Origin of the sequence: Pantoea ananatis LMG 2665 (genome assembly GCF_000710035.2) — a bacterium.
Taxonomy (GTDB): Bacteria; Pseudomonadota; Gammaproteobacteria; order Enterobacterales; family Enterobacteriaceae; genus Pantoea; species Pantoea ananatis.
On the sequence record NZ_JMJJ01000004.1, the window covers coordinates 1,050,238 to 1,075,756 of the forward strand.

Below are 25,519 nucleotides of genomic sequence, written 5' to 3' on the forward strand. Positions count from 1 at the left end.
GCTCAATGTGGCAGAAGTCGCAAGGCGCTGCAATAGCGACTGTAGTTACAACATACTATTAGTCATGTTGTTAAAACCGTGCCGCCATTCGGCGCAGGCAGGAAAAAGTGGCCCCCGTTTTTTCCATTGCATTAACATGTTATAAAAACGCTTCGCTCGCTAACGGATTCCCGACATGGACGTAATCAAAAAGCCCGGTTCATTCAGCATTGTCCTTATGGGGCTGGTTCAGATCCTCTCCTGGGGCGGATCCTTTTATCTGATGGCGGTGATGGCCGCGCCCATCGTGGCGGAGACCGGTTGGTCGCAACAGTGGGTTTATGGTGGGCTCTCGTTAGGCATTCTGGTTTCCGGGCTACTGGCTCCGCGCTGTGGGCACATGATTGCCCGGACCGGCGGGCGTTTGATGCTGGCGTTAAATGGCTTTGTGATGGCGGCAGGGTTGATCCTCATGGGGTTCAGCCATCATTTACCTGTGTTTTTATTGGCCTGGGTCATCATTGGCGTGGGCATGGCGATGGGGCTGTACGATGCGCTCTTTGCCACCCTGGGCACTCGCTATGGCGGACATGCGCGCAGCGCGATAACCGGCATAACGCTTATTTCCGGTTTCTGCACCAGCCTGGTCTGGCCGGGAACGGCACTGCTGATCCACTGGCTTGACTGGCGCGGCGCCTGTTTTGCCATCGCCGGACTGTTACTGGTTTGCGTTCTGCCCGTTTATCTCTTTGCACTGCCGCAGAGCAGTCTGCCCGTAGCGGTTAAACGTCAAAGCCTGCCTCCCGCTGAGGCCGATTTGCCTGTGGTACTGTTTCGCCTGCTGTGTGCCATTTTCACCCTGGCATCGGTCATCATGACGGCCATCTCCGTGCAGCTTATTACCCTGCTGGAAGCGAGCGGTTACAGCCTGGCCTCGGCGCTGGCGATCAGCACCATACCGGGGCCGTGCCAGGTGGCTTCGCGGATTATCGATATGGTTTTCAAAGGGAATCACCCCATCTGGACCACGTTTTTTTCTGTTGGATTCGTCGCGTTGGGCCTGGTGCTGCTGGCGCTGTTTCCTCAAACGGCGTTCTTCAGCATGATCCTTTACGGTGCAGGCAACGGCCTGCGTGCGATTGTGCGGGGCACGTTGCCATTGGTGATGGTCAAACCGGAAGCCTATGCCGTGCTCGCAGGCAGAATGGCGCGCCCGGCGCTAATGGGCCAGGCAATAACGCCGCTGGTATTTGGCTATGTGTTTGCCACCCTGGGCGCAGACGCCACCTTATGGCTGCTTTGCACGCTCGCCGTGCTGAACCTGCTGCTGGTGGTGGCGTTAAAAAAACGGCTTCCCGCACAGGTCAACGCAGCGCCTTAAGCGAATCGGCAAGCAGAATGGCGGTAAGCACCTTGTGCTGTTGACGGCTTCAGTGTGGTGAATATGTGCCTTGTCGCGGGCCTCTTGCTTCTAAAAACCCACCGCCTTTGTTATATTTACAGCTGATTCATTGTTCACTCATGCGGCAATACAACAACAAAAACGCACCGCAATTCAGGATACAAAGATGCTTGATTATCGCTTCCCGACAGCTTTGCAAATGGTTCTGAGCGTGGCGATGGCGGAGCAAATGGGAAAACGCTCTACCAGCGCGATTCTCGCTTACGGGCTTGAAGCAAACCCGAGTTTTATCCGCAAGTTGATGGTGCCATTAACGCGTGACGGCATTATTGTGTCTACGCTGGGACGCACCGGCTCCATTCATCTTGGCCGACCGGCGGCAGACATCACCCTGCGTGATATTTATGTTTCCGTCACTGATGATAAAAAACTCTGGGCTGCGCGCCCGGACGTCGCGCCGCGTTGCCTGGTCAGCGCCAACCTGTGCTGGTATTTTAAATCCATCGCAGAAGAAGCCGAGCAGGCCTCACTCGCGGTCCTGGCCAAACGCACGGTGGCCGATGCCTTAAATGAGCTGAAAACCCACGATACCAGCAACTGCACCGCCGTACCGGAACCGGATGTGGCAGAGCCTGAAAGCGAGTGCAAAAAAAGCCGCTGATGCGGCTTTTTTTATGTGTTGATTGTCCCTCAAGGAAACAGCGCTTTGCCGCGCGTCACATTTTGCCCGTCACCATGATTATCCCCCTGTTACAGGGCACTGTCCTTTCTGCCCGGCCCATCATTTTTTTTAGCGTGCAGGCTTAGCGTAAAACAACCGCATCACCGATGGCATACAGCCTGCAACTGCCTTTATCACCACGGTTAAAGGTATTGCAATATTCAAGGGCGATGCTGGCCGCATCGTCGCCGGTTCTGGCCCAATAGGCGCTTCCCCATGCGCCTTCCGGACCGATCGCGAAGGCTTTTTCATACAGACGGGACGAGGTGTAATGTTTAAACGCCTCCGCCCCGGCTTTATTTAACGCCGCAGGCACGGGCAAGGTGGTGTCGGGAAGAGAGACAACCTCTTGGTAAGGCAGATGATGCGCCTGTAGAAACGCGGAAACCGTCTGCCACCAAAATGCTTCAGGCGCACTATCCATGAAAACATGCCCATTCTTACCAAAGGGGGGCATTTCACGAAATTCAGCGCTGCCGCCCTGACGTCGATAGGCGTCATAAAACGTTCTTCCCATGTCAGGCGAGAAATCCTGATCGTTGGCAGAGTAGAGCCAGAGCGAGGGGAGACGTGCCGTTGCACCGTAGCGTTCGAATGCGGTAAGCAGACCCGGTCCATCACAAAGCGATTTATCTTTATTCGTGCCCCGGCCGCCGTCAAAATTAATGACCGCGCTAACGCCAGGCGGATTCGCCGCGCTGGTTGCCAGAACGGCAAAGCCGCCGGAAGACATGCCAGCCAGAATCGCGTTTTCCCGCGATGCCCAGGGCTGTCTTTGCAGTACAGCCAGCGCGGCCAGCAGATCCATCCGATCTCGCTGCCCGGCCAGCTGATGGCGCGGCTGCTCACATGAACCGCCCGCATATTCTGCGTTTCCGCTTGAGTGGCCATAGCCTTCGCGTAACACCACCACTGCAGCATAGCCGTGGCGTGCAAACGCCAGAGCCGTGCCTGACATACGGTTTGGATTCATGATGCCGCGATCAAAGGCCCGGGAGCCTTCAGTTCCGTTAGTTATCAAGACCAGCGGTGCGGCACCGGTTCCGCTGGGTCGTGTTACAAAGGCATCAAGCTCAGCGAACTGGCCATTGCTCAGCGTCACCTCAAGAGTAAGGGGCGCTCTTATCAGTCCATCAAATTGCTGGTATTGCGAAAGGGGCAAGCTAATTGAAGGAAGTGAAATCACAAGCAGGCTCAGAATCATCATATTGCGCTGAAAACGAAACGGCATTCTGAACATTTCCTTTTGCTTTTTGCTTTTGAAGGTCACAGGAGCGGGCGACAGATTATCAATCATGCGGGATATCGCGTCCGTCACATTATCAGCCATAACTATGTCATGCATGCGACGGCGAAATTCTGCCTCGCCCATTAACGGGGTTTTATTTTTAAAAGCAAAAGCGGTGCGCTAAGCAGGTGGGAAAGCATGAAGTCGGAGGGATGACAGCAGGCGGTTTTTCATCGCCTGCTGTCGACTCCGTTATGGTGCGTTCTGTAAGCGCTGCTGAGCGGCTTTACGCGTCACCAGCTTGCGCAGCGTCACGTAGAACACCGGCGTCAGGAACAGGCCAAACAGCGTAACGCCTAACATACCGGAGAACACGGTAACGCCGGTAACGCCACGCACTTCAGCACCCGCACCTTCACCCAGAATCAGGGGGATCGTGCCGGCAATAAAGGCGATAGAGGTCATTACGATAGGACGCAGGCGCAGACGGCAGGCTTCCAGCGCCGCTTCTGTAATGCCTTTGCCCTGAATCTCCAGTTCGCGGGCGAACTCCACAATCAGAATGGCGTTCTTACAGGCCAGCCCCATCAGCACGACCAGTCCAACCTGCACGAATACGTTGTTATCCCCACCGGTTAACCAGACGCCCACAAGGGCAGACAGCATGGTCACCGGCACAATCAGGATCACCGCAAGCGGCAGCGTCCAGCTCTCATACAGTGCAGCCAGCACTAAAAACGCCAACAGGACAGCGACAGGGAAAACAATCAGGGCCGTATTACCCTGCGTCGCCTGCTGATAGCTGAGATCGGTCCATTCGATATTCATGCCGTTCGGCAGCAGCTGACCCGACATCGTTTCAAGTTGACGCATCGCCTGGGCCGATGAGAGCACGCGTGGATCGGCATCGCCGATCAAGTCAGCCGCCGGATAGCCGTTATAACGAATCACCGGATCGGGGCCGTAGGCCGTGGTGATATGCACCATGCTGCCAATCGGCACCATCTCACCGCGGTCGTTACGGGTACGCAGGTTCGCGATGTCCTCAACGCTGTCGCGGAATTCCCCGTCGGCCTGCGCCATCACGCGCCAGGTGCGCCCAAAACGGTTAAAGTCATTAACGTAGGATGAACCCAGATAAGTTTGTAGCGTACTGAACAGATCGGTTAACGCTACGCCCTGTGCTTTCGCCTTATCGCGGTCTACCTGCACCTCCAGCTGTGGCACGTTGGCCTGATAAGAGGAGATCGGGAAGTGCATGCCCGGCGTCTGCATAACCGCGCCCGAGAGGGTGTTAATCGCGGTCTGCAGTGCGCCATAGCCCAGTCCGGCCCGATCCTGAACGTAAAGGGAATAGCCCGAACCCTGGCCTAGTCCCAGGATAGGCGGTGGCATAATTGAAAAGCCAAATCCCTGTTGAATGCGGGAAATTTTCGCATTGATCTCCGCGTTAATCTGCGCCGCCGTTAGTTTACGTTCGCTGAACGGCTTCAGGCCAAAAAAGACCGTGCCGCTGTTCGGCGTATTGGTAAACTGCAACGCGTTCAGGCCGGGGAAGGCCACCGCATAGGCCACGCCTTCCGTTTGCAGGCCGATTTCGCTCATCTGACGAATCACTTCATCGGTGCGCGCCAGCGACGAGCCTTCCGGCATTTTGACGCCGCCGATCAGGTAAAGCTTGTCCTGAGTGGGAATAAACCCGCCCGGCACCGCATGAAACATCCAGCCCGCGCCAGCCAGTAACACCAGGTAAACACCAAACACCGCGCCGCGACGACGCAGGGTTTTCCCCACCATCGATTCATAGCCGTGCGCGCTACGCTGAAAGAAGCGGTTAAACGGGCGGAAAATCCAGCCAAACAGCCTGTCGATCAGGCGCGTCGGCATATCTTTGGGGGCCTGATGATCCTTCAGTAACATCGCGGCCAGTGCGGGAGACAGGGTCAGTGAGTTGATGGCGGAGATCACGGTTGAAATCGCAATCGTGGTGGCGAACTGTTTGTAAAACTGGCCGGTCACGCCCGACAGAAACGCCATGGGCACGAACACCGCGCACAGCACGAGGGCGATGGCAATGATCGGGCCGGATACCTCACGCATCGCCTGATGGGCAGCGGCTTTGGGTGACAGTCCCATCTCAATATTGCGTTCAACGTTTTCCACCACCACGATGGCATCGTCCACCACGATACCGATGGCCAGCACCAGTCCGAACAGGCTTAGCGTGTTGAGCGAGAACCCAAGCAGATACAGCACGCTAAAGGTGCCGACCACGGATACCGGAACCGCCAGCAGGGGAATAATGGAAGCGCGCCAGGTTTGCAGGAACAAAATCACCACCAGCACCACTAAAAACACCGCTTCCAGCAGGGTTTGCACCACAGCCTTAATGGAGTCGCGAACAAACACGGTGGGATCGTAAGGCGCAGCCCACTTCACATCGTTCGGGAAACGGGTGGCCAGTTCATCCATTTTGGCACGCACCGCGTTTGACAGATCGATAGCATTGGCGCCAGGTGCCTGGAAAATACCAATACCGACGGCGTCTTTGTTATTGAGCTGCGAACGCAGGGCATAGCTGCCTGAACCCATTTCAATGCGCGCCACGTCACGCAGCCGGACCAGTGAGCCGTCCTCTGACGTTTTCAGAATGATATCGCCAAACTGCTGCTCGTTTTCCAGCCGTCCCTGCATATTAATGGACAGCAGAAAATCGCTCTGTTTTTTTAACGGTTCCGCCCCAAGTTGCCCCGCAGAAACCTGTACGTTCTGCTCCTGCATCGCTTTCACAACGTCCGAGGCGGTTAAGCCGCGCGCCGCCACTTTGTTGGGATCGAGCCAGACGCGCATCGCGTATTCACCCGCGCCAAAAATCTGGATTTGCCCCACGCCCGGCAGACGGGCCAGCTCATCTTTGACTTTCAGCGTGGCGTAGTTACGCAGATAGAGTGAATCGTAGGTGTTATTAGGGGAAAACAGATGCACCACTAAGGTCAGGGTCGGCGACATTTTTTGCGTCGTGATCCCGAGACGTCGCACGTCCTCCGGCAACCGCGCCTCGGCCTGGGCTACGCGGTTTTGCACCTGAACCTGGGCCTGATCCGGATCGGTACCCGGGCGGAAGGTCACGGTGGTCACCAGCACACCGTCAGAGCCGGCCACGGACTTCATGTACATCATGTTTTCAACGCCGTTAATCGCCTCTTCCAGCGGCGTTGCCACGGAGTCGGCGATGGCTTTCGGGTTAGCACCGGGATATTCGGCACGCACCTGCACGCTGGGCGGCACCACGTCCGGATACTCACTGATGGGCAGCAGCGGGATGGCGATCAGCCCGGTCATAAAAATCAAGACGGACAGCACGGCGGCAAAGATAGGCCGATCAATAAAAAAGCGGGAAAAATCCATAACAACCTCAGGTTATCGCGCGGCAGTCGCGGCCATATCGACGGTTTTTGCCGTTACCGGCATACCAGGCATAAACACTTTTTGCAGGCCGGCAACGATAACCCGATCGCCCGCCTGTAAACCGGTGGTAACGATGCGTAATCCGTCCGCCATCGCGCCGGGATGAACATCACGACGTTGGGCTTTACCCTGTGCATCGACCACATAGACATACTTGCGGTCCTGATCGGTCAGCACGGCTTTGTCGTCGATTAACACGGCATTAAACTGCGCGCTACCGGGAAGGCGAACGCGGGCAAACAGGCCGGGCGTATAGGTGCGCTGGCGGTTGTCCAGAAGGGCGCGCATGCGGATCGTACCGGTGCTGGCATTAAGTTGGTTATCAAGAAAATCGACGTTGCCGCGATGTGGATAACCTTGTTCGCCGGCCAGGCCGATTTCAACGGGCAGGGCATGCCGCTGTTGTCCCTGACGTGCCATAGCCTGATAGTGCAGGAAGGTGGTCTCATCGACGTCGAAATAGACAAACATCTTGTCCTGCGAAACCAGTGTGGTCAGTACGCTGGCGCTGTCGCCAGCGGTGACAAGATTACCGGCAGTAATCATGGCCCGGCTGGCCCGTCCGTCGATCGGCGCGGTGACGCGGGTGAAATCCAGATTGAGTTGAGCCATGTCGACAGAGGATTCGGCGGCCAGGACATCAGCCTGAGCCTGACTGGCTGTTGAACGTCGCTGTTCCCACATCTCGCGTGACACCGCCTGTGTACCCACCAGCTTCTCGGTGCGTGCCGATTCGCTGCGTGTCAGGCTGGCCTGACTGCGCGCGCGGGCCAGCGTCGCTTTTGCCTGTTCCAGTGCGGCACGGTAGCTGCGATCGTCGATGGTAAACAGGACCTGACCTTTCCTGACCTCGTCGCCTTCATGATAATTAACGCTATCGATATAACCCGAAACGCGAGGCCGGAGCTGCACGCTTTCTACGGCTTCAACGCGCCCGTTGAAGCTGTCCCATTGACTGACAGGCTTCACCAACACATCCGCAACGCTGACGTCGGGCGGCGGCGGCGGGGCATTTTTAGCCTGGCCCGTGTCACAACCGCTTAGCAGACTAACCAGCAGCCCCATTCCCAGCAGGGAAGATCCCTGACGAACCCAGTGAGTAATCATTTTTGTGATCCCGCGATGACAGTGAAATAAGGCCCGAAGGCCAATATTTGCAACTTCTATGGTTGCAATTTATCGCGAGGAGTGTAGGCTTGTGCGACTAAGAACTGCAAGAATTACTGATACACTTTATGTGCGGTTTTCAACGCCGCGATCGGTGCCTGACAGCAGCCAAAAATAAGCCCCATAAAAAGTGCGGCATTTAATGTATTAATTAAACTTGCATTAAATGGCATTGTCAGCCACGCTTTAAGTGTAACTGCAACTGATACTAATACTGTTCGCGCCGCGACGGGAGAATAAACATGATGAGTAACGCTTTTATTCACGACCTGATTAGCTGGATCGATAACAATATCGAAGCACGTCTCGATCTCGACACCGTTTCTGAGCGCGCTGGCTATTCTAAATGGCACCTGCAACGGATGTTTAAAGAGCACACCGGCTATCCACTGGGTGAATACATTCGCATGAAGAAATTGAAAAAATCGGCCGACCGTTTGACCAGCACCAACGAGCCTATCCTGAATGTAGCGATATCGCTGGGATTTGACTCGCAACAGTCTTTTAACCGCAGCTTTAAGCGTCAGTACGGTGTTGCCCCGGGTGCATGGCGCCGTCACACTGTGCCTTCGCAGTCAGCCATGCAGTAAAAGCAGTTTACCGCCAGGGCCAGGCAATCTGGCCCGCGCTTTTTTATCGCCCGCTAAAGCTGTTATCATCTGCATCCTGTTTAAAGGGATGCCATCATGTCAAAAAAACTGTGGGTTGGACTGGTTCTGATCCTTGTTCTCTGTTGGGTGGGGTTAAGACCTTATCTGACGTCTGCACCAGCCAAAACGTCGGCCTCGGATATCGCTGCCTTAACGGATGTGCGAACGGTCGCCCGTTGGGTGCTGCAGCATCAGCAATTGCCCGATTACTACATTACCAAAAAGCAGGCGCGTCGCCTTGGCTGGAATCCAGCGAAAGGGGACTTGTGTGAGGTGTTGCCGGGGCGGGCCATCGGCGGCGATCGCTTTTCCAACCGGGAACGAAAATTGCCTGAACGCGCCGATCGCCAATGGTTCGAGGCGGATGTGAACTACCGCTGCGGCCACCGTGAGGCTGACAGGCTGGTCTACTCCTCTGATGGTCTGGTTTTCCTCTCGACCGATCACTATCGCACCTTTAAGCCGGTTCAGTAACCATGCTGACCTTAAGCTTTGATCTGCGCCAGCTCATCGATCGCGAGGCTTTCTATCATGCGTTTGCGGCGCAGAGCGATTGTCCTGCCGGATTTGGCAATAATCTGGATGCGCTATGGGACTGGCTGACCGGAGGAATGGCGTTGCCCGCCACGATTCATCTGCTGCATGTAGAACGGCGCAATGAGGAACTGGCCCCGGTAGTGGCGTTGCTGGAAGAGGCGGCGCAGTCGCTGGCGGGCGAGCTGCGCCTGATTTACGGTTAGTGGCGCAGTGGCTTAAGCAGGGCTGTAAGTGACTCTCGCGCTGCCACCGGCAGGTCGCCCCCACCGGTATAGCCATTGTTTTCGATAATCACTGTGTTAAGCCCCACCAGCCAGTCGTAAATATAATAGGCCGTATGGTTTGCTGGCGCGGCGGAAAGCTTCGTCAGGCGCTGTCCTGCACTGAAATTAACGCTGGGTGCCGGCGGGCGCGAGAAAACAGGCTGCCCGCGATTGACCCGGCTGCCAGGACGTTCCGATTCCGGACGCTGCAGGAAGCCCAGCCAGGCCACAAAATCCCCCAGCACCGTCATCGCGCGCGTGACCTGACGGTCAGCACGTGATTCATGCGTCATGCTCTGCGCATCGGGTTCATGCAGCGCCTGCTGCAGGGACTGCAGAATACCGGTACGAAAGCTGGCCGTGATCAACTCTTCGATCAACCACTCCATCGTGGCTTTATCAATATTCAGTAAAGCCAGCAGGCTCTGATTTTCCGGCAGCTGACGCAGGTGGTTAAGCCACAGGCTAAACACCTGACGCGGGAACTGTGCCGATCCCTGACCGAAGCTGGTCTGCTTCTGGGCGGGCTGTTCAACTTCGTTATCGCTGAACAAATCAAATTCAAAGCCAATACCAAACTGATTTTCCGGGGCCTGAATGCTGGACGTCGCCGCCGGAACGGATGAGGTGGACTGGTTGAGCCAGAGCTGACGCAGGGCCTCGCGGGAGGGCTGTAAGCGCTCAAGCAGTTCGCCATGTAAACCGGTGCGGTGTTGTAAACACTTCAGCAGTGTATCGGCGATGCTTTGCTTGCGTGCCGCCTGGTCGGGCGATGCACCCGCTTCCGTCCAGGGCTGAAGGCGACGCTCGACAACGGTGTGCTGAATTTGTGCCAGTTGGGCGATCAGCATATCGCGACGGGCTTCAGGCTGCATTTCTTCCTGTAGCCAATCAGACATCCGGTCCACGCCTGCGCGATCCAGTGCCAGCATGGAACCCCATTGCTGACCCGGCTGCCCCACCTGACGCTGCACTGCCTCGTCGACGTTGATCTGCTGATGCCGCGCATCGTAAGGGGTAATAGCCCAAATCAGACGGGGTTTCTCGCCCGCCTCATTGACCGGCTGGTGACGCTGCCATTCCCGTAACGCCTGACTGGCGACGTCAACATCCTGACGCTGGCTGGCGGCGGTGCAGATTAACAGCAAATCGATACTCTGGCGGGCGGCATAAATGCCCGGTATCAGTGTACGTTTGTGCTCCAGCAGGCGTGCGCGTAATGCATCCTGCTGCTGCAGGCGCTGGCGCTCTTCACGCAGGGCCGGATCGCTGGGCGTACCCGGTGCGGGCAGCTCCAGCATGTCTGCGTCATCATAGAGCGCGGTGCGCGGGGTGGAGCTAAGGGGAATAGTGACCTCAAGCGTGAGCAGGGCAAGTAATCCCAACGCCACGTTCTGCGGTTTACCCAGACGATTACCGTTTAACGGGCAAACCTCGATCGGCAGCAACTGATCCTGCTCGCTGGCGGGAACAATCAGCTGCTCCGCGGGCAACAGGGCGTTATCCGTCAGCAGGCTAAGCGGAGCCAGTACCCGGGTGCTGTTACGAAGCTGATGGCGCAGATGCAGTAAACTCCGCACCAGCTCATTCAGGGCGGGCTCGGCTGGCCACAGCAGTGAAAACAGCTGCACGCGGTCGTCAACGCTCAGCCAGGGTGCCAGTTCAACAGCCTGTGGCCAGAAGTGGCGATCAAGCTGTGCATCATACAGGTGATGACGACGGCACCAGGACCAGAGCGTGACCAGCGCGTCGCTCTCCAGGCCCGGCAGTGGCGTGGTTAAGCGATGGCGTTGCAGGCGTTGCAACACGCTGTCAATTTTCGCGGTGTCGGGCTGGGTGACACCTCCACCACAGGAGATGGCCAGGCGCAGCACGTCGGCCTCGCTTAGCAGCGTCAGCTCAACGGGCCACTCTGAAGAGAGGGGTTCCCGCTGGTGGGTAAAACGCGTTGCGGTGGCGAAGTCGAGATTGCCGGGATTCACATTCTGAAAATAATTCACCGGTTTATCACTTAACGCGGTGATCAACTGGCCCTGTGCATCGGCCACCATTTCCGTCAACAGCCAGGCTTTACCCGCCTGGGACTGGCCAAACAGCGCCAGCGTCACCGGGCGCGCAACCTGCTGCGCCAGTGCCTGGGCCTGTACACGAGCCTGCCGTAGCTGCAGGGTCAGGGTTTCGGCTTCCAGAGCCAGACGGGGCGACTGCTCGCGGGTATTCTCAATCCAGGCCAGGCTGCCGTTCAGGGCGTCCTGCAATAAACTCAGGCGTTTTGCCAGCGTCTGCGGCTGGCGGGGTTTTACCGATCTCATCGTTTACACACACTCCCGCTGTCAATCCAGTATTGCGCATTGGCATTGCCCGTGGCGGAGAGAGTATTGAGTTTGAGGCTCAGATGTTCAAGCGGAACACGCGTGCCATCATCCAGTTTAGCCTCGCTTAACACCAGATTTTCAGGGCCGGGCGCACCCGGACCGGCCTTCACGGCGAGCTTGACGCGCAGGACACTTTCCCCCGCAACCTTACGCGCCAGCGCTGCATCATTGAGCGTCAGGCTGTAGAGTGGCGAGGCAGGCCAGCGCTCATTATCTAACTGGCGGAATCCCAGGCACACGTTGCCGCGAATACGAAAGCTGGTTTTGCGATCCAGCGAAAACTGCTGATCGTCGAGGTCGATTTCGCTGTAGCACAGGTTTTCGTCCGTCAGCGCCTGATTTTCGTCCAGCATACCGAGATAACGAATGGTTGAATAAGGCTCAAAGTCGCCTGCACGGAACCAAAAGCTGCTCAGGCGCAAATCCAGCGCCAGCAGGCACAGCATTGCGCCGACCGCGGCGGTCGATTTGGGGTTATCAATGCGACCATGTTTATTAAACGGATACCAGTCGCTGGTGTGATAGCCCTCAAGCGATAAAATACGGCTGCCCGGCAGCGGCTGCAGATGACGTACCAGCGCCTGAATGCCAGGGAAGCGCGAAGGACGTCCGGTCAGCAACAGGACGTCACACTGGTAGAGTGACACCACTTCACACATAGAGCGCAGCGCCGGAATGATCGCCATGCGATGCTGCATAAACTCACCGTGCAACTGAGCCATGCTGACCACCAGCGGCACCTCAAGCAGATCAAAGCGGCTGTTGCCGCCGAGTTCACGCTGTATTTCACCGTTAACAAACGCCAGCACCGCATCGGCAGGGCGCTGATCGACCAGTTCGCCGAACAGCGCATTGATCTCGGCGTGGCTTTCCAGCGGATCCCAGTTTTCGTAGCGCTCCAGCACCGCCTGAGCCAGCGGGATAAACAGCTGCAGCGTCGCCTGCTGGCGTAACGTGGCCTGTCCGTCCATGCGGCTGTCGTGACCAAACAGCTTGTTGATCAGCGGCTCAGCCAGGGTTAGCCCGGCTTTTTGCAGGCTCTGTTGCAGAGCGGGTAAAATCCACAGCTGGATCACGTCCAGCAGAATATCGTCACCGGCGACTTTGAAACCTTCACGGAACAGCAGGCGTGGGGTGATTTTGACGTTATTACCCTGGCCGTCGTCAAGACGATACTGGGTAATCGCTAAATCGGTGGTGCCACCGCCTATATCAATAGAGGCAATACGCAGGCTTTTACCCGGCAGTTCATCCGCCTCACGCGGGCGGTCGGGACGTGCCATGCTGCTAAAGAAATCTTCTGCCCGTCCGGCAAAGTTCACCTGCGTCTCATTAAACAGCCACACCATCTGGCCACAGGTGGCTTCGTCCCACTCCATCTGCACATCCGGAACGGGCTTGCTGCTCTGGGCCTGGCTCTGCTCGGTAAAATCCTCATCGGCCGGGTGCCAGCCCTCGGCTTTCCACACCAGCGCGATGGCTTCCTGCATGCGGCGGCGGAAGATCTCCCGTTCAGGTTTTGGCATGGCAGACGGCAGGGTCAAAATAACGTGGCGCAGCTGACGCGGGGCATGGCTTTGCGGCATACGTTGGCGTTGTGCCGCACTGTTCATTTGCATTAGCGCCTGAGCCAGCAACTCACACAACATAAAGGTCATCAGCGAACTGCGGCTGTAGTGGGCGGAGAACACCGGTAAGCGCTCATCCACGGGCAGGGCGTACAGCGGCTGACCTTCATCATTCATTAACGAGGTAAACGGCGCGGCGCAGGCCTGAGGTTCCCCCTGCGGGCTCTGCTGATTAAAGCGCCAGCCCGGCTGATAGCGTGCTTCATCCCACAGGTAACGGCGTGGACTGGACAGGCCGGTACTGCCTTCCAGACCGGCGCGTTGCAGGGCCAGGCGACTGGCTTCACGCCCGACGCGGGTTAACGAGGGCCACATAAAAGCCTGCTCGCGGCCGCTTTCCAGTGAAAAATTGGCTTTACCAAAACGCGCTTCGGCAAATTCCAGCCGGCTGTCGAACAGTTCGTTATACACCCGATGCGGCTGAGACAGGTCGCGCATTTGCAGTTCATAGGTCTGCTTCAGGCCGTTGCTCTCTTCCGGATGGTCTTCCACCAGAATGCCGCAGGTGTGGGAATTCCCTACGTCGAGAATAATATCGACGTTGACCGCCGGGGTTTGCAGCGTGGCGGCCTGAATGTGGATCTCGGTCAGGTTAAGCTGCTCGCCCAGTAATTCCAGCAGGTTAAGGTAATGCGCCTGATATTCAAACTCGCGCAGTGCCTGGCTGATGGCCTGCTCCCGGCGATCGGCTACGCGGTCGGTGAAGGACTCACGCAACCAGCCATCAACCCAGGTATGGTCAAGGAATTCGCCCAGCTCGTAGTTATGCCAGGCCAGCGCAAAGGTCACGCCGTTCTGCGCATCGGAAGGCGTGAGTCCGAGTTGCTCGCCGCCGTCTTCATCAGCGACGCAGCGGGTATCGAAAGCCAGCGTGACGCGGTGCGTATTGCCGGTGCTGTCGGGTTTATCCAGGGCCACCAGACGCATGCGCGCCCAGTTTTCAGGGCCGCCAATAAAGCGGCGGCCCGATGCGCAACGCAGCATCGGCAGGGGCAACCAGCAGGCTTCCAGCAGCGTCAGCGAGTCTGACAGGGCGATGTCGGTTTCAGGACGAACCACTTCAGGCGCGCCACCGTCCTGTGGGTAAAGTAAAAATTTGCCGCTGTTGCCGTCCACGTTCAGTCGCAGCAAGGGGCCGTTTGCCGTCTGGCGCACAAACTGGCGACGCGCTTGAGGCGCGGAAAGCTGCAGACCAAAATCCAGGAACTGCACGCCGCTGTTCTCAATCAGAGAAATTTTCTGCTTATCATCGATCAGGGGAGCCAACATAGTTACTTACTCTCACGCTTAATCGTAATGGGATACACACGATCCGCACTGTACTGCGCTTCACAGACGGCCGCGCCAATGCTGGAATGACACACTAACAATGGCATACGGTAACGGGATTTGTCCGCGCACCGGGCAGTAAAGCGGCTCTCAATCACCAGGTTTCCTGCGCTGGTCATCGCGGCCGTCACGTCGGCCTTACAGGTGGTATTGCCCTGGCTGATCTGCACGCTGCCTTTCCCTTTATTGAACTGGAAACGCATCACCGGCGGTTTACCGGTCGGGGTTTTGATCTGTTCAATATCCACACGCCAGCGGCCATCAATGACCTGTACCTGTCCATCGCGCACGGCATCCGGCGTCACCACCAGATCGTCGGGTTTGGCGGGCACAGCAGGCACCACCACATTTGAAAGGGTTGATGAGGGCGCGGGCGCAGCGGAAGTCGGTGCAGCCGCAGTTGATGCATTTGCGACCACCGCCGCCGGTTTCTGCGGCAGCGTGGCAGACAGTTTTTCAGCAGACGCGACGACTGCCGGTGGCTTAGTGGCTGTAACCGGCGCGGGAGCCGGCGTGTTTTGCGCGACCGGTTGCGTGACCGTCACCGGTTCTGACTGAGGCATATGCAAGATCACAGCGGTCGCTGCTGCCGCGGCAACCGCCAGGGTTGGAAGTAAATACCACAGGCGGAAAGGCCGACGACGCGCTGTCGCCGTGGGCGTAGGTTCTGGGGCCTGAACCGCGCTTTCCTGGACCGGCGGCGTCACGATCTCCGGCTCCGGTGCGACAACAGGTTCGGGTTCAGAGGCGGCAGCGATCGTCACCGGTTCGGGCGGTGGTTCAACCAGCACGGTTGGCAGCGACTCTTCAAGACTGTCTCGCAGGCAGGCCAGCGCATCGTCGCGATTCCGCTCCTGCGCGTCAACAAACCCCCAAAAGGTTATGACGGGTTTGCCGTTGACCAGATAAACATATTGCTGATTGGGAAACTGCAAGCTTTTGCCTAACAGCGCGCCGAACAGGCGCATTGCCGGATTGGCCGCACCGCTTGCGCTGGCGCTGATGGCTTGCAGATCCTGCTGACAGGCTGTGAGATGTTGTAAAGCCTGGCGGCGTTCATAATCGCTGGCGCCCATCCAGGACTTAACCTTGCCCGGGAAGGGCGAGTACCAGTCAAGCCGGTCGCCACGTTCGTTCGTTTGTGGAATCGCCAGGCAATTTGCCAGCGCGCTCTGACGGCGCAAACGCAGGGTTTCACGGATTTGCAGGGCGGACGCATATACAGGCTGGCCGTTCTCGCCCAAAGCCAGAACCGCATCCAGATTGCCGCTGCGCAGAAAAGTTTTTGCCACCTGTTAAGCCCTTATCGGTCGTTGTCTGAGGCAGAAGATCGCGTGTTATCGTCGATTACGGTGATTTTACGTGGGACAATGGCAAATCAAACCGCTGAAAAAGGGGATAAATGCGTGGTTTTTTGACCCGCTGGCGGGAAAATAACCAATGCCCAGATGATGTTACGCTGTTTTACGCTTTAATAACAGATGTGCAACCACACCGCCGACCAGGCCCCAGAACGCCGCGCCGATGCCGCAGAGCGTTACCCCGGATGCGGTGATCAAAAAGGCTATCAGGGCGCTGTCCCGCTCCTCGGGCTGCTCAAGCGCCCGTTGCAGACTGCCGCCGAGCGTGGCAAGCAGTGCCAGCCCCGCCAGCACCTGCACCATTACCGCAGGCAGTGCGCTGAATAACACGGCAATTAACGCGCCGGAAAAGCCAGCCAGCAGATAAAAAAAACCGGCCAGCGCGGCAGCTATCCAACGGCGACGGGGATCGACATCCACATCTTCTCCCATGCAAATGGCCGCCGTAATCGCCGCCACACAGACCGAAAACCCGCCAAACGGTGACAAGACCAGGGCCAGCAGTCCTGTCCAGCTCATCAACGCGGAGACCGGGGGACGGTAGCCATGGGCGTGCAATGTGGCGATGCCAGGTGCATTTTGTGACGCCATGGTCACCAGAAAATAGGGAAGGCCAACACCGATGAGTACAGGCCATGAAAAGGTCGGCCAGACAGGGCCGGGAAGGCTAAAACTCGCCGCATGGACGGGAAAATGAAGGCTGTTTTGCCCGTATGCGACAGCCAGGCCTGCCAGCAGCGCGATCAGAATGGCGTAGCGAGCCAACCACCGGCGTGCCAGCAGCCAAACACAGCACATTGCGCCCGCCAGGGTAAAATTTACCGCTAAATCGCTAAACGTCTGCAGGCCAAAGCGCAGTAAAATCCCGGCCAGCATGGCGGCGGCCAGCGAGGCAGGGATGTAGTTCATTAGTCGGGCAAACAGGCCCGTCACCCCGCACAACACAATCAGGGCATTGGCAAAAACAAACACGCCGACGGCTTCGTGTATCGATGCGCCCTGAAGGCTGGTGGCGAGTAATGCCGCGCCCGGCGTGGACCAGGCGGCTAAAATCGGCATCCGGTACGCCAGAGAGAGCCCCGCTGAAGCAATGCCCATCGCCAGGCCAATGACGGAGAGCCAGCCGGCAATTTGCGCGGATGAGGCGCCCGCGGACAGGGCAACCTGATAGATAATCGCACCGGTACTGCTGTAGCCCACTAATACCGCCACCAGGCCGGAAACGGCCATGGGCAGGGTAACGGGAAAGGGTGCGCGGCGTGCTGACATGGTGTAACCCTCTTGTGCGTTATAGCGCACATCCTCGCACAGGGCGTTATAACGCACAAGTGTTACACTAGAGCGGTAAAGCAGGAGATAACATGGAAAATTTGCATCAATATCTTGGCGATGGGCTAAAACAATTGCGCCAGGCCAATGGCTGGAGCCTGAGCTTAACCGCAGAAAAAACGGGCGTCAGTAAGGCGATGCTGGGCCAGATTGAACGCGGCGAGTCCAGCCCCACGGTCGCGACCTTGTGGAAAATAGCGACCGGCTTCAACGTTCCGTTCTCATTTTTTGTTCATTCCGGGACACATTCCGCAGGCGAGGTGACCGGTTACCGGCAGCAGAATGCGCAGATGGCGGTTACGCCGCTGCTGCCTTACGACGCCCGGTTGCGTTTTGATTTACTGGCGGTTGAGCTGGCAGCGGGTGCGCAAAGCGACTCCACTGCCCATGAGAAAGGGGTGATTGAGCAGGTGGTGGTACTGGAAGGGGAACTGTTGTTAGGCGTGGAAGAGACCTGGCGACGGCTTAAACAGGGCGAAGCCTTTCAGTTCCGGGCCGACGTCGCTCACAGCTATCGTAATCCCCTTGACCGCCGACTGCGGTTTCACAGCCTGATCCACTATCTGGGCCGAACCTGAGCTTACAAATTGAAACCAGCCGCGTCTGTTCAGGCCCGACCGGCATTTGTATACTTCGTTTCCCTTGTATGGCGCGCTTTGCAGGCTGTATCAACGCCCGCCGTCTGCGCCATACTGACGCTTTATCTGTTACCGATTTGTGAGGAATGACTATGGCTATAACCACACTTGATGCGAAAACCGCTCTGATCGTCATCGATCTGCAAGAGGGGATTGTTGCGCTGCCAGTTGTGCACGAGCCACAGCCGGTGATTGAACGCTGCGCGCGACTTGCCAGCGCTTTTCGTGAAAAGGATCTGCCCGTCGTGCTCGTCAACGTGGCAGGCGGTGCGCCTGGTCGCAATGAACAGCCGCGTCACGAAGGCGAGCTGCCTGCAAACTGGGCGACCCTGGTGCCCGCCATGACACCGCAGCATAACGATCTGACCATCACCAAAAAAACCTGGGGCGCGTTTCATGACACCGCGCTGCATGATGAACTGCAAAAGCGTGGCATTACCCAGGTGGTCATTTGCGGCATTGCCACCAGTATTGGCGTGGAATCTACGGCGCGTGAGGCGTACGCATCAGGTTACAACGTCACGCTTGCAGTGGATGCGATGACCGATCTCAATAGTGATACGCACGAAAACAGCATCACGCGCGTTTTTCCCCGCCTGGGTGAAACGGGCAGCTATAATGATGTGATTGCCAAACTGAACGCGCTGTAAACCCTGTCAGGCAGGCCAGGGATTGAGCAGCATCACGCCCGGTCCCTGGAAATCCTTCAGGTTACGCGTGACCTGAATGACATCGTGCTGTAGCGCCGTTGCCGCAATCAGCGCATCGGTTGCGGAACGTCAGTCGGGCAGGTGCAGCATGGCGCACCGGCCTGCGAACAGGCCATCAATCGGCAACCTTCGCTGGCGATCCGCCCCAAGCTCCTGCGTCTGATACCCGTGGCGCAAACGTTGTGCCTGCTCCCCATTCAGCCCTTCAAGACGCAAAATACCTGTCTTTGTTTCCAGCCGCGTCAGCGCTGAAATGAACGTGCTGTCAAGGTCAATAGCATTAGCCCTGCCAGGACATGGGGATCAATACGCGGCGTGCCTGCCTTACGCAACCCAGAAAGGATCGGGTTATCCAGCAGATAACGCATCAGAAGCCGGCATCTCGTCCGGTGATGACAGGCCGTTCAGGTGCGAAATCGACATCTGCCGTTTCAGGCATTGCCAGCGTCATGGCCAGTTTTTTTTACCTCCCGTTAACCTCGGATATGCCTCAACCGTTAACAGGAAATGAGCGGTTTAGCGTGATCGGTGATGTACACTGGACCTTCCTCCGCCTCTTTTTTCGCCTTGGTAACATCCTGATTAAAGGCACGACTGAAACAGATTTTGCTGCTCAACGTGCGTGCTCCTTATGATGTCGTTACGTTACTGCATGGATTTTAGGAGCGTGGACTTTGTTTGAGCGAGTTTTGAACAAAAATTCGAGTGCTTTCGCAAATAGGTATTCTGGAGGCCGACGTTGACGGCGAAAGAGGGTAATGCGTCAGGGGATTGTGCCAGGCGCGATGAGAATAACCTGAGAGGTCGCCACGCTGCGCCGCCGCGTTGTGCTCACGCGGCGGCCATGTTCACTACTGGAAAGCGTAACTGACCGTCAGGCCCACGCTGTAGTTGCGCCCCGGAGCCGGTTCAAAGTAGCGACCGTTGCTTTCATTGACGATCACCGAGCCAACGTAGTTGCGGTCAAACAGGTTATCCACCCGACCAAACAAATCCAGCGTCCAGGCATCGACAAGCCACTTATAGCCGCTGTTGACCGAGGTGATGGCATAGGAAGGCGCACGGACCGCATTGCTGTCATCCGCTGCGATGTTGCTCATATAACGCCATTCCGCTCCAGCATAAAAGCCTTCTTCAGGTGCATAAGCCAGCCCGGTATACAGCATATTGCGCGCAATGCCCGGAATACGGTTGCCGTCGCAGCTGGCGTTGCCGCAGGCATTACTGTGGTAGCGCGCATCCAGCAGCGTATAGGCCATTTTCAGTCGCCAGTCGTAGTTAACCTGCTGATCGAACGCCAGTTCGAGGCCACGCCGACGGGTTTCTCCGGCATTTTTGTAAGTGGTGCGTCCGCCGCTGCTGCTGTCGACAACAATTTCATCCTGAGTATCGGTCTGGAAAACGGCAGCGCTGAGCAGGCCATTGCCCAGACGTTTTTTGCTGCCTAACTCAACCGTGTCGCTGGTCGCGGGTTTCAGCCCCAGGTTCAGGCCGGACTGATCGTCTGAACGATAGGACAGCTCATTAATCGTCGGGGTTTCAAATCCACGGCCGGCAGATAAATAGGCATTCCAGCTGTCGTCAAACGCATACTTCAGCGCGGCGGCGGGCAGCCATTTGTGATAACGGGCATCGCCACTGTCATCGCCGTTGCCTGGCGTGATGTAAAAGTCGTTGGAGTCAAAACTGACCGTACTGAAACGGACGCCTGCATCCAGCGACCATTTTTGACTGAGCTGCCAGGTGGTCTGCAAATAGGGATCAAGATTCCACATCAGGTTACGTTCGTTGCGCCGCATATTTCCCTGCTCACCAAACTGCGTCACGCCGTTGGCCGTAGTGAAATTCTCAAAACCTTTGCGCTGTTCGCTCATGGTTTCGTAATCCAGCCCGGCAGTCAGCGTGACCGGAACCGAAAACAGATCATCACGGTGTGTCCAGCGGGTATCAATGCCCTGATAGTGGCGGGTCAACGCGATCACGCCGCCGGGATGCGATGGGCTTTGCTGAAAGTTGGCAGGAATGGACTGGAACTGCGTCGTTTCACGCATCCCGGCATATATCATCACGCTCAGGTCGTCGTTTTCGCTCATCCGACGCTGATAGTGCAGGCCGCCCTGGGTTTGATCGACGGTTTTGCGGGTGTTGTAAAGTGAGACATTACTGACAACCTGACGGGGATTCGCGCGCCACTGGTCAGGCGTTAACCCACCCGGGTCCTGCGCGTCGATATGTACGCTGTTAAACAGTAAGGTCAGGGTGCTGACGTCATCAATGCGTACGCCCAGCTTTGCGTTACCCAGATTTTTTTGCGCGGCGCTGTGGTCGCGATAACCGTGAGTGGTAAAGCGCGAGGCGGAAAGCGTGTAATTGACATCGCCGGCTTTTGTGCCGTCGCCGGTGGCGCCGCTGGCTTTCACGCTGTTGCGCCAGCTACCGTAGCTGCCAAACCAACTGCCTGCTTCAAGCGTGGGGGGCTGCTGACCGGTCTGAGTGGTAACGTTAATGACGCCGCCGGAGGCATTGCCATACAGCGCAGAAAACGGCCCACGCAGCACCTCCACCCGATCGACCGAACCGATATCAATATTGGACGTTTGTCCCTGACCATCCGGCATGGTGGCCGGAATGCCATCGACATAAATGCGCAGGCCACGGACCCCGTAAGTCGAACGGGAACCAAAGCCGCGCACGGACAACTGCAGGTCCTGTGCATAATTTTGTCGGTTTTGGATCTGCAACCCCGGTACGCTGGTCAGGTTTTCTGACAGGTTAACGCGCGGGGCGGCCTGACGCATATCGTCGCCGTTTACCACGCTCACGGCGGCAGGCGTATCAAGTTCATTAAGGCCTTTTGCTGGCGGCGCGGCGCTGACAACAAGGGTATTACCGCCATCTGCCGCAAACAGCGGCAGCGGAAAGAGGGCAGGCAGCACTAATAACGGCAGGCTTGCCTGGCGTGATCGCTTAATATTCATCTGTATTTGGCCTGAAAGCGTGGATCCCTGGGTATATGTCGCCTGCCAGAGTGACGAAAACAACGGTGGCTATCGGCAGGTCGCGAAAATGGTGGTACTAAATGAACCAACTGGAACAATCGCGACACATGTTACTGGTTTTGTCAGAGGTTTGGAAAGCGTAAATGATTGGCCGGTTTATGTGATCGCATCGTCGCCAACCTTGTTATTCTCTGACCGGCTTGACGCCGCGAAGAGGCCTGTCGGGCCACGATGTCTTCATGGCCCGTTACGCGCAGGTCACGGCGTGCCGACGGGACGCGGCGGGTAACAGATGCTACATTTGAGCCTGCGCCGTCAGGTACACAGAAGACGGATACCCATAATCAGAACGAAGGAAATCAGCATGAAACAACCTGATGTTGCAGTACTGGGATTAGGGGCGATGGGGCATGCCTTTGCCGCTAATTTACTGAAAAAGGGGTTCAGGGTGTACGGCTGGAACCGCACCCGTGCGCGGGGGGAAGATTTGATTGCGGCGGGGCTGACGTTAACCGATTCCGCAGCGGAAGCCGTTCAGAAGGCGGACGTGGTAATTGCCATGTTGTCCGACGGCGAGACCACAGAGCAGGTCCTGCACGAGGCGAAAGCGGCGCTGAAACAGGGCGCAACGCTGTGCCAGATGGGCACGATCGGCGTTGAAAAAACGGATGCGCTGATCACTTTCTTTGCTCAGGCTCGTCCCGATGTGGTGTTTATCGACGCGCCGGTTTCCGGTACCAAGGCGCCCGCAGAGAACGCCCAGATTCTGGTGATGGCCAGTGGCGATCGGTCCCGTGCTCAGGCCGCAGAGGCCGTCTTCGACGCGATAGGTAAAGGAACGCAGTGGCTGGGTGAGGCGGGCAAGAGCGCGCGCATGAAGCTAGTCATCAACAGCTGGCTGATTGGTCTGATGCAGAGCCTGGCCGAAAGTACCCGGCTTGCCGACCAGTTTGGTTTCTCAACCGACGATCTGTGGCAGGTGCTGGACGGTGGCCCGCTGGCGGCGCCTTATGCCAAAATGAAGCTGGGCATGATGGCCAGCGATGATTATACCCCGCAGATGCATCTGCAATGGGCGCTTAAAGACGCGAAGCTGGCACTGGACGCCTCAGACAGTTCACTGCCCGCGCTGGAAAATATCGCCAGCGTCTGGCAGCAGGCCGTGGAAGCTGGGCACGGTGAAGAGGACTTAGCCGTGATCTATAAATATCTTAAGTCGCAATGAGTTCAAGGGTCAGTTTTGATTTCAGCACACGCCCGCTGGTGCCGCTGGCGCACGACTATTCGCATGGTGCGACAGAACCCTGGCACCATCACAGCTGCGCGCAGCTTATTCATACGCTGAGCGGCGTCGTGCGCGTGGAAACAGAACAGGGCAGTTGGACCGTACCGCCAAGTCGTGGCGTCTGGCTGCCCGCTTTAACCCGTCATCGCTTGTACATTACCGGCGCAGTCGCCGCACGCACGCTGTTTATCGATCCCCTTGCCAGGGCCGATCTTCCCGCCAACTGCCAGGTCGTGCAGATTTCAGCGCTGCTGCGCGAGCTGATCATCCACGCCATCGATTTGCCCGTGTCCTATGCGCCAGCCAGCCGTAGCGAACGGATTTATGAATTGATTCTGGATGAAATTCGCGGCATGGATGCGCTGCCTTATGCGTTGCCCCTGCCACAGAGCCCACGTTTACGGGCGCTGTGCATGCAGATTCAGGCCGATCTGGCGGGCGACTGGTCTCTGGCGGCGGCCAGCGCCAGGCTCAACCTGTCTGGCCGGACGCTGGCTCGCCATTTCGTGCGTGAAACCGGCCTGCAGTTCAGTGACTGGGTCCGGCGGGCGCGCGTGGCTGTTGCCCTGACGCGTCTGGCGCAGGGCGACAGCGTATTGCGCGTGGCTTTGGATCTGGGCTATGAAAGCCCGAGTGCCTTTAGCGCCATGTTTCGCCGTCTGCTGGGTGTATCGCCAACGGACTATTTTCCTGCGGCAGAAAGTGGCTTGCCGCGTTAAGCAACGCCTGCAGTGCGGCGCGCGACGTATCATTATCGATGCTGACGCCCCAGTGGCGTTCGCCCTGAAGGTTGATGCAGCTGACATAGGCAACTGAGCGGCTGTCGCTACGTTTTCCCAGCGTATGTTCATGATAATCTTCAATGGTCAGCGCCAGGTCGAGGGACTGACGGAGTGCCGTCACAGCGGCGGAAAGCAGGCCATTACCGCGGCCTGTCAGACGCAGAGTGCGGCCCTGATGATGGACGTGGGCACGCAGTTGCGTCTGCTCGCCCGACTCGCTTTGACTGTGCGCTTCCATCAGGCGCAGAGCGGGCTGCTCAATCTGATAGTGACGGCAGAAAAGCTGCCAGACAGCGTGCTGCGTCATTTCTTTACCGTGCAGATCGCTCTCCTGCTGAACGCAACGGCTGAAATCCTGCTGCAGAGGGCGGGGAAGTTGCAGGCCATGATTTTGCTCCAGCAACCAGGCGGCGCCGCTTTTACCCGACTGGCTGTTTACCCGAATCACAGCTTCGTAACTGCAGCCGATATCGGCAGGATCGAGCGGCAAATAGGGGATCTGCCACTGCGTTTCCTTATGCTGGCGGCGGTAAGCGAATCCCTTCTTGATCGCATCCTGATGCGAGCCGGAAAAAGCGGTAAATACCAGCTCCCCGGCATAGGGATGACGGGGATGAACCGGCAGTTTATTGCAGTCGGTCACCACCTCAATAACCCGCGCCATATCACTAAAGTCGAGTCCCGGCGCAATGCCCTGGGTATAAAGATTTAACGCCAACGTCACCAAATCAACGTTACCTGTACGTTCACCATTGCCAAACAGGCAGCCTTCAATCCGATCCGCGCCTGCCAGCAGGGCCAGTTCCGCGCAGGCGACGCCCGTTCCTCTGTCGTTATGAGGATGAACGCTGATACATACCGCGTCGCGTCGGCTAAAGTGACGGCAGAAAAACTCTATCTGATCGGCATAGACGTTGGGCGTATTCACTTCAACAGTGGCGGGCAGGTTGATGATCATGGGACGTTCCGGGCTGGGTTGCCAGACCTCTGCTACCGCCTCACATATCTCCAGCGCGAAGGCCGGCTCTGTAAAACAGAAGGTTTCGGGTGAATATTCAAAGCTCCACTGTGTGTCAGGCGCGGCCTCACATGCAGCACGAATCTGTCTTGCGCTCGTGGTCGCCAGCGCCACGATCTGTGTTTTACTCTGATTAAACACGCGTTCGCGAAATAAGGGGGCGGTGGCATTATACAAATGCACAATGGCGCGCGGTGCGCCCTCCAGTGCGCAGAATGTTCTGTCAATCAGGTCGTGACGTGCTGGCGTTAACACCTGCAACGTCACGTCATCAGGAATGCGCTTTTGTTCGATAAGATCCCGCACGAAGTCAAAATCCGTTTGCGAGGCAGAAGGAAAGGCGGCTTCAATCTCTTTAACGCCGCAGTCCAGTAATAATTGCCAGAACTGCAGTTTCTGCGCACGATTCATCGGTTCTGCCAGGGCCTGATTGCCATCCCGCAGGTCGGTAGACAGCCAGCGCGGCGCACGGGTGATCTGCTGTGAAGGCCACTGGCGAGAGGCCAGATCAACGGACGGGAACGGACGATATTTCTCAGCCGGATGCATCAACATAGTCATCTCCTTGTAGGTGTTAATCCAGTGTGGCGTGGCGTTACGCCCGCCGCGCGCGAAAAACTGACAACCTGAAGCGCAAAAGTGACAATTTT

At 57.3% G+C, this 25,519-nt stretch carries 18 protein-coding genes; 9 read left to right on the forward strand and 9 right to left on the reverse strand.

Annotated features, from left to right (window positions below; translation table 11 throughout):
- The first annotated feature begins 175 nt into the window (after positions 1-175).
- Both EL29_RS06770 and EL29_RS06775 read left to right on the forward strand, forming a co-directional pair.
- A complete protein-coding gene (locus EL29_RS06770; RefSeq protein WP_028715107.1) occupies positions 176-1,360 on the forward strand; it encodes an MFS transporter in 1,185 nt (394 codons plus the stop codon).
- 187 nt (positions 1,361-1,547) lie between these two features.
- Positions 1,548-2,042, forward strand: a complete 495-nt coding sequence (locus EL29_RS06775; RefSeq protein WP_014605889.1) for an RrF2 family transcriptional regulator — start codon at positions 1,548-1,550, stop codon at positions 2,040-2,042.
- Between the two features lie 142 nt (positions 2,043-2,184).
- Here the strand turns inward: EL29_RS06775 and EL29_RS06780 are convergent, their stop codons facing one another.
- The 3 genes from EL29_RS06780 to EL29_RS06790 all read right to left on the reverse strand — a co-directional run bounded on the left by EL29_RS06780 (position 2,185) and on the right by EL29_RS06790 (position 7,905).
- Complete coding sequence (locus EL29_RS06780) at positions 2,185-3,474, reverse strand: dienelactone hydrolase family protein (protein WP_033765938.1); 1,290 nt, start codon at positions 3,472-3,474, stop codon at positions 2,185-2,187.
- A gap of 108 nt (positions 3,475-3,582) precedes the next feature.
- On the reverse strand, positions 3,583-6,738 hold the full coding sequence (oqxB, locus tag EL29_RS06785) for a multidrug efflux RND transporter permease subunit OqxB (RefSeq protein WP_015700347.1): 3,156 nt from the start codon (positions 6,736-6,738) through the stop codon (positions 3,583-3,585).
- Between the two features lie 12 nt (positions 6,739-6,750).
- Positions 6,751-7,905, reverse strand: coding sequence for an efflux RND transporter periplasmic adaptor subunit (locus tag EL29_RS06790; RefSeq protein ID WP_013025715.1), 1,155 nt, complete (start codon positions 7,903-7,905; stop codon positions 6,751-6,753).
- Positions 7,906-8,207: 302 nt separating this feature from the next.
- On the opposite strand from EL29_RS06790, the gene EL29_RS06795 reads away from it, so the two are divergent.
- From EL29_RS06795 to EL29_RS06805, 3 genes are all read left to right on the forward strand, one after another.
- A complete protein-coding gene (locus EL29_RS06795) occupies positions 8,208-8,555 on the forward strand; it encodes a helix-turn-helix domain-containing protein (protein WP_013025716.1) in 348 nt (115 codons plus the stop codon).
- A 96-nt stretch (positions 8,556-8,651) separates the two neighbouring features.
- Positions 8,652-9,089 carry a ribonuclease domain-containing protein gene (locus EL29_RS06800; protein ID WP_014605886.1) on the forward strand — a complete coding sequence of 146 codons (438 nt, stop codon included), beginning with the start codon at positions 8,652-8,654 and terminating at the stop codon, positions 9,087-9,089.
- 2 nt (positions 9,090-9,091) lie between these two features.
- Positions 9,092-9,355, forward strand: coding sequence for a barstar family protein (locus tag EL29_RS06805; RefSeq protein ID WP_019105252.1), 264 nt, complete (start codon positions 9,092-9,094; stop codon positions 9,353-9,355).
- Here the strand turns inward: EL29_RS06805 and EL29_RS06810 are convergent.
- The 4 genes from EL29_RS06810 to EL29_RS06825 all read right to left on the reverse strand — a co-directional run bounded on the left by EL29_RS06810 (position 9,352) and on the right by EL29_RS06825 (position 17,377).
- Complete coding sequence (locus tag EL29_RS06810) at positions 9,352-11,727, reverse strand: virulence factor SrfC family protein (protein WP_028715108.1); 2,376 nt, start codon at positions 11,725-11,727, stop codon at positions 9,352-9,354. The genes EL29_RS06805 and EL29_RS06810 overlap by 4 nt on opposite strands.
- Positions 11,724-14,687 (reverse strand): virulence factor SrfB, encoded by a 2,964-nt coding sequence (locus EL29_RS06815; RefSeq protein WP_014593666.1) that lies wholly within the window; start codon positions 14,685-14,687, stop codon positions 11,724-11,726. The genes EL29_RS06810 and EL29_RS06815 overlap by 4 nt, the downstream gene beginning before the upstream one ends.
- Positions 14,688-14,689: 2 nt before the next feature.
- Positions 14,690-16,039, reverse strand: a complete 1,350-nt coding sequence (locus EL29_RS06820) for an SrfA family protein (RefSeq protein WP_028715109.1) — start codon at positions 16,037-16,039, stop codon at positions 14,690-14,692.
- Between the two features lie 162 nt (positions 16,040-16,201).
- Complete coding sequence (locus EL29_RS06825) at positions 16,202-17,377, reverse strand: benzoate/H(+) symporter BenE family transporter (protein ID WP_033765941.1); 1,176 nt, start codon at positions 17,375-17,377, stop codon at positions 16,202-16,204.
- 92 nt (positions 17,378-17,469) lie between these two features.
- On the opposite strand from EL29_RS06825, the gene EL29_RS06830 reads away from it, so the two are divergent.
- Together EL29_RS06830 and EL29_RS06835 are read left to right on the forward strand one after the other, a co-directional pair.
- Positions 17,470-18,015, forward strand: coding sequence for a helix-turn-helix domain-containing protein (locus tag EL29_RS06830; RefSeq protein WP_019105249.1), 546 nt, complete (start codon positions 17,470-17,472; stop codon positions 18,013-18,015).
- 152 nt (positions 18,016-18,167) lie between these two features.
- Complete coding sequence (locus EL29_RS06835; protein ID WP_028715111.1) at positions 18,168-18,725, forward strand: isochorismatase family protein; 558 nt, start codon at positions 18,168-18,170, stop codon at positions 18,723-18,725.
- A gap of 911 nt (positions 18,726-19,636) precedes the next feature.
- Here the strand turns inward: EL29_RS06835 and pqqU are convergent.
- Positions 19,637-21,763, reverse strand: coding sequence for a TonB-dependent receptor PqqU (gene pqqU / locus EL29_RS06840; RefSeq protein ID WP_028715113.1), 2,127 nt, complete (start codon positions 21,761-21,763; stop codon positions 19,637-19,639).
- A gap of 385 nt (positions 21,764-22,148) precedes the next feature.
- Between pqqU and EL29_RS06845 the strand changes: the two genes are divergently transcribed.
- Positions 22,149-23,009 (forward strand): NAD(P)-dependent oxidoreductase, encoded by an 861-nt coding sequence (locus tag EL29_RS06845; protein ID WP_028715114.1) that lies wholly within the window; start codon positions 22,149-22,151, stop codon positions 23,007-23,009.
- A complete protein-coding gene (locus EL29_RS06850) occupies positions 23,006-23,788 on the forward strand; it encodes an AraC family transcriptional regulator (RefSeq protein WP_028715115.1) in 783 nt (260 codons plus the stop codon). Before EL29_RS06845 ends, EL29_RS06850 begins: the two co-directional genes overlap by 4 nt.
- Here the strand turns inward: EL29_RS06850 and leuA are convergent.
- The gene (leuA, locus tag EL29_RS06855; RefSeq protein ID WP_014605876.1) at positions 23,709-25,424 is read right to left on the reverse strand and encodes a 2-isopropylmalate synthase; all 1,716 of its coding nucleotides are present in this window, start codon (positions 25,422-25,424) and stop codon (positions 23,709-23,711) included. The genes EL29_RS06850 and leuA overlap by 80 nt on opposite strands.
- Positions 25,425-25,519: the final 95 nt, after the last annotated feature.

Excerpts from the sequence above, each read along its gene's own strand:
- EL29_RS06770 (WP_028715107.1), top strand. The coding sequence starts at position 176 with ATGGACGTAATCAAAAAGCCCGGTTCATTCAGCATTGTCCTTATGGGG.
- EL29_RS06775 (WP_014605889.1), top strand. The coding sequence starts at position 1,548 with ATGCTTGATTATCGCTTCCCGACAGCTTTGCAAATGGTTCTGAGCGTG.
- EL29_RS06780 (WP_033765938.1), bottom strand. The coding sequence starts at position 3,474 with ATGGGCGAGGCAGAATTTCGCCGTCGCATGCATGACATAGTTATGGCT.
- oqxB (WP_015700347.1), bottom strand. The coding sequence starts at position 6,738 with ATGGATTTTTCCCGCTTTTTTATTGATCGGCCTATCTTTGCCGCCGTG.
- EL29_RS06790 (WP_013025715.1), bottom strand. The coding sequence starts at position 7,905 with ATGATTACTCACTGGGTTCGTCAGGGATCTTCCCTGCTGGGAATGGGG.
- EL29_RS06795 (WP_013025716.1), top strand. The coding sequence starts at position 8,208 with ATGATGAGTAACGCTTTTATTCACGACCTGATTAGCTGGATCGATAAC.
- EL29_RS06800 (WP_014605886.1), top strand. The coding sequence starts at position 8,652 with ATGTCAAAAAAACTGTGGGTTGGACTGGTTCTGATCCTTGTTCTCTGT.
- EL29_RS06805 (WP_019105252.1), top strand. The coding sequence starts at position 9,092 with ATGCTGACCTTAAGCTTTGATCTGCGCCAGCTCATCGATCGCGAGGCT.
- EL29_RS06810 (WP_028715108.1), bottom strand. The coding sequence starts at position 11,727 with ATGAGATCGGTAAAACCCCGCCAGCCGCAGACGCTGGCAAAACGCCTG.
- EL29_RS06815 (WP_014593666.1), bottom strand. The coding sequence starts at position 14,687 with ATGTTGGCTCCCCTGATCGATGATAAGCAGAAAATTTCTCTGATTGAG.
- EL29_RS06825 (WP_033765941.1), bottom strand. The coding sequence starts at position 17,377 with ATGTCAGCACGCCGCGCACCCTTTCCCGTTACCCTGCCCATGGCCGTT.
- EL29_RS06830 (WP_019105249.1), top strand. The coding sequence starts at position 17,470 with ATGGAAAATTTGCATCAATATCTTGGCGATGGGCTAAAACAATTGCGC.
- EL29_RS06835 (WP_028715111.1), top strand. The coding sequence starts at position 18,168 with ATGGCTATAACCACACTTGATGCGAAAACCGCTCTGATCGTCATCGAT.
- pqqU (WP_028715113.1), bottom strand. The coding sequence starts at position 21,763 with ATGAATATTAAGCGATCACGCCAGGCAAGCCTGCCGTTATTAGTGCTG.
- EL29_RS06845 (WP_028715114.1), top strand. The coding sequence starts at position 22,149 with ATGAAACAACCTGATGTTGCAGTACTGGGATTAGGGGCGATGGGGCAT.
- EL29_RS06850 (WP_028715115.1), top strand. The coding sequence starts at position 23,006 with ATGAGTTCAAGGGTCAGTTTTGATTTCAGCACACGCCCGCTGGTGCCG.
- leuA (WP_014605876.1), bottom strand. The coding sequence starts at position 25,424 with ATGTTGATGCATCCGGCTGAGAAATATCGTCCGTTCCCGTCCGTTGAT.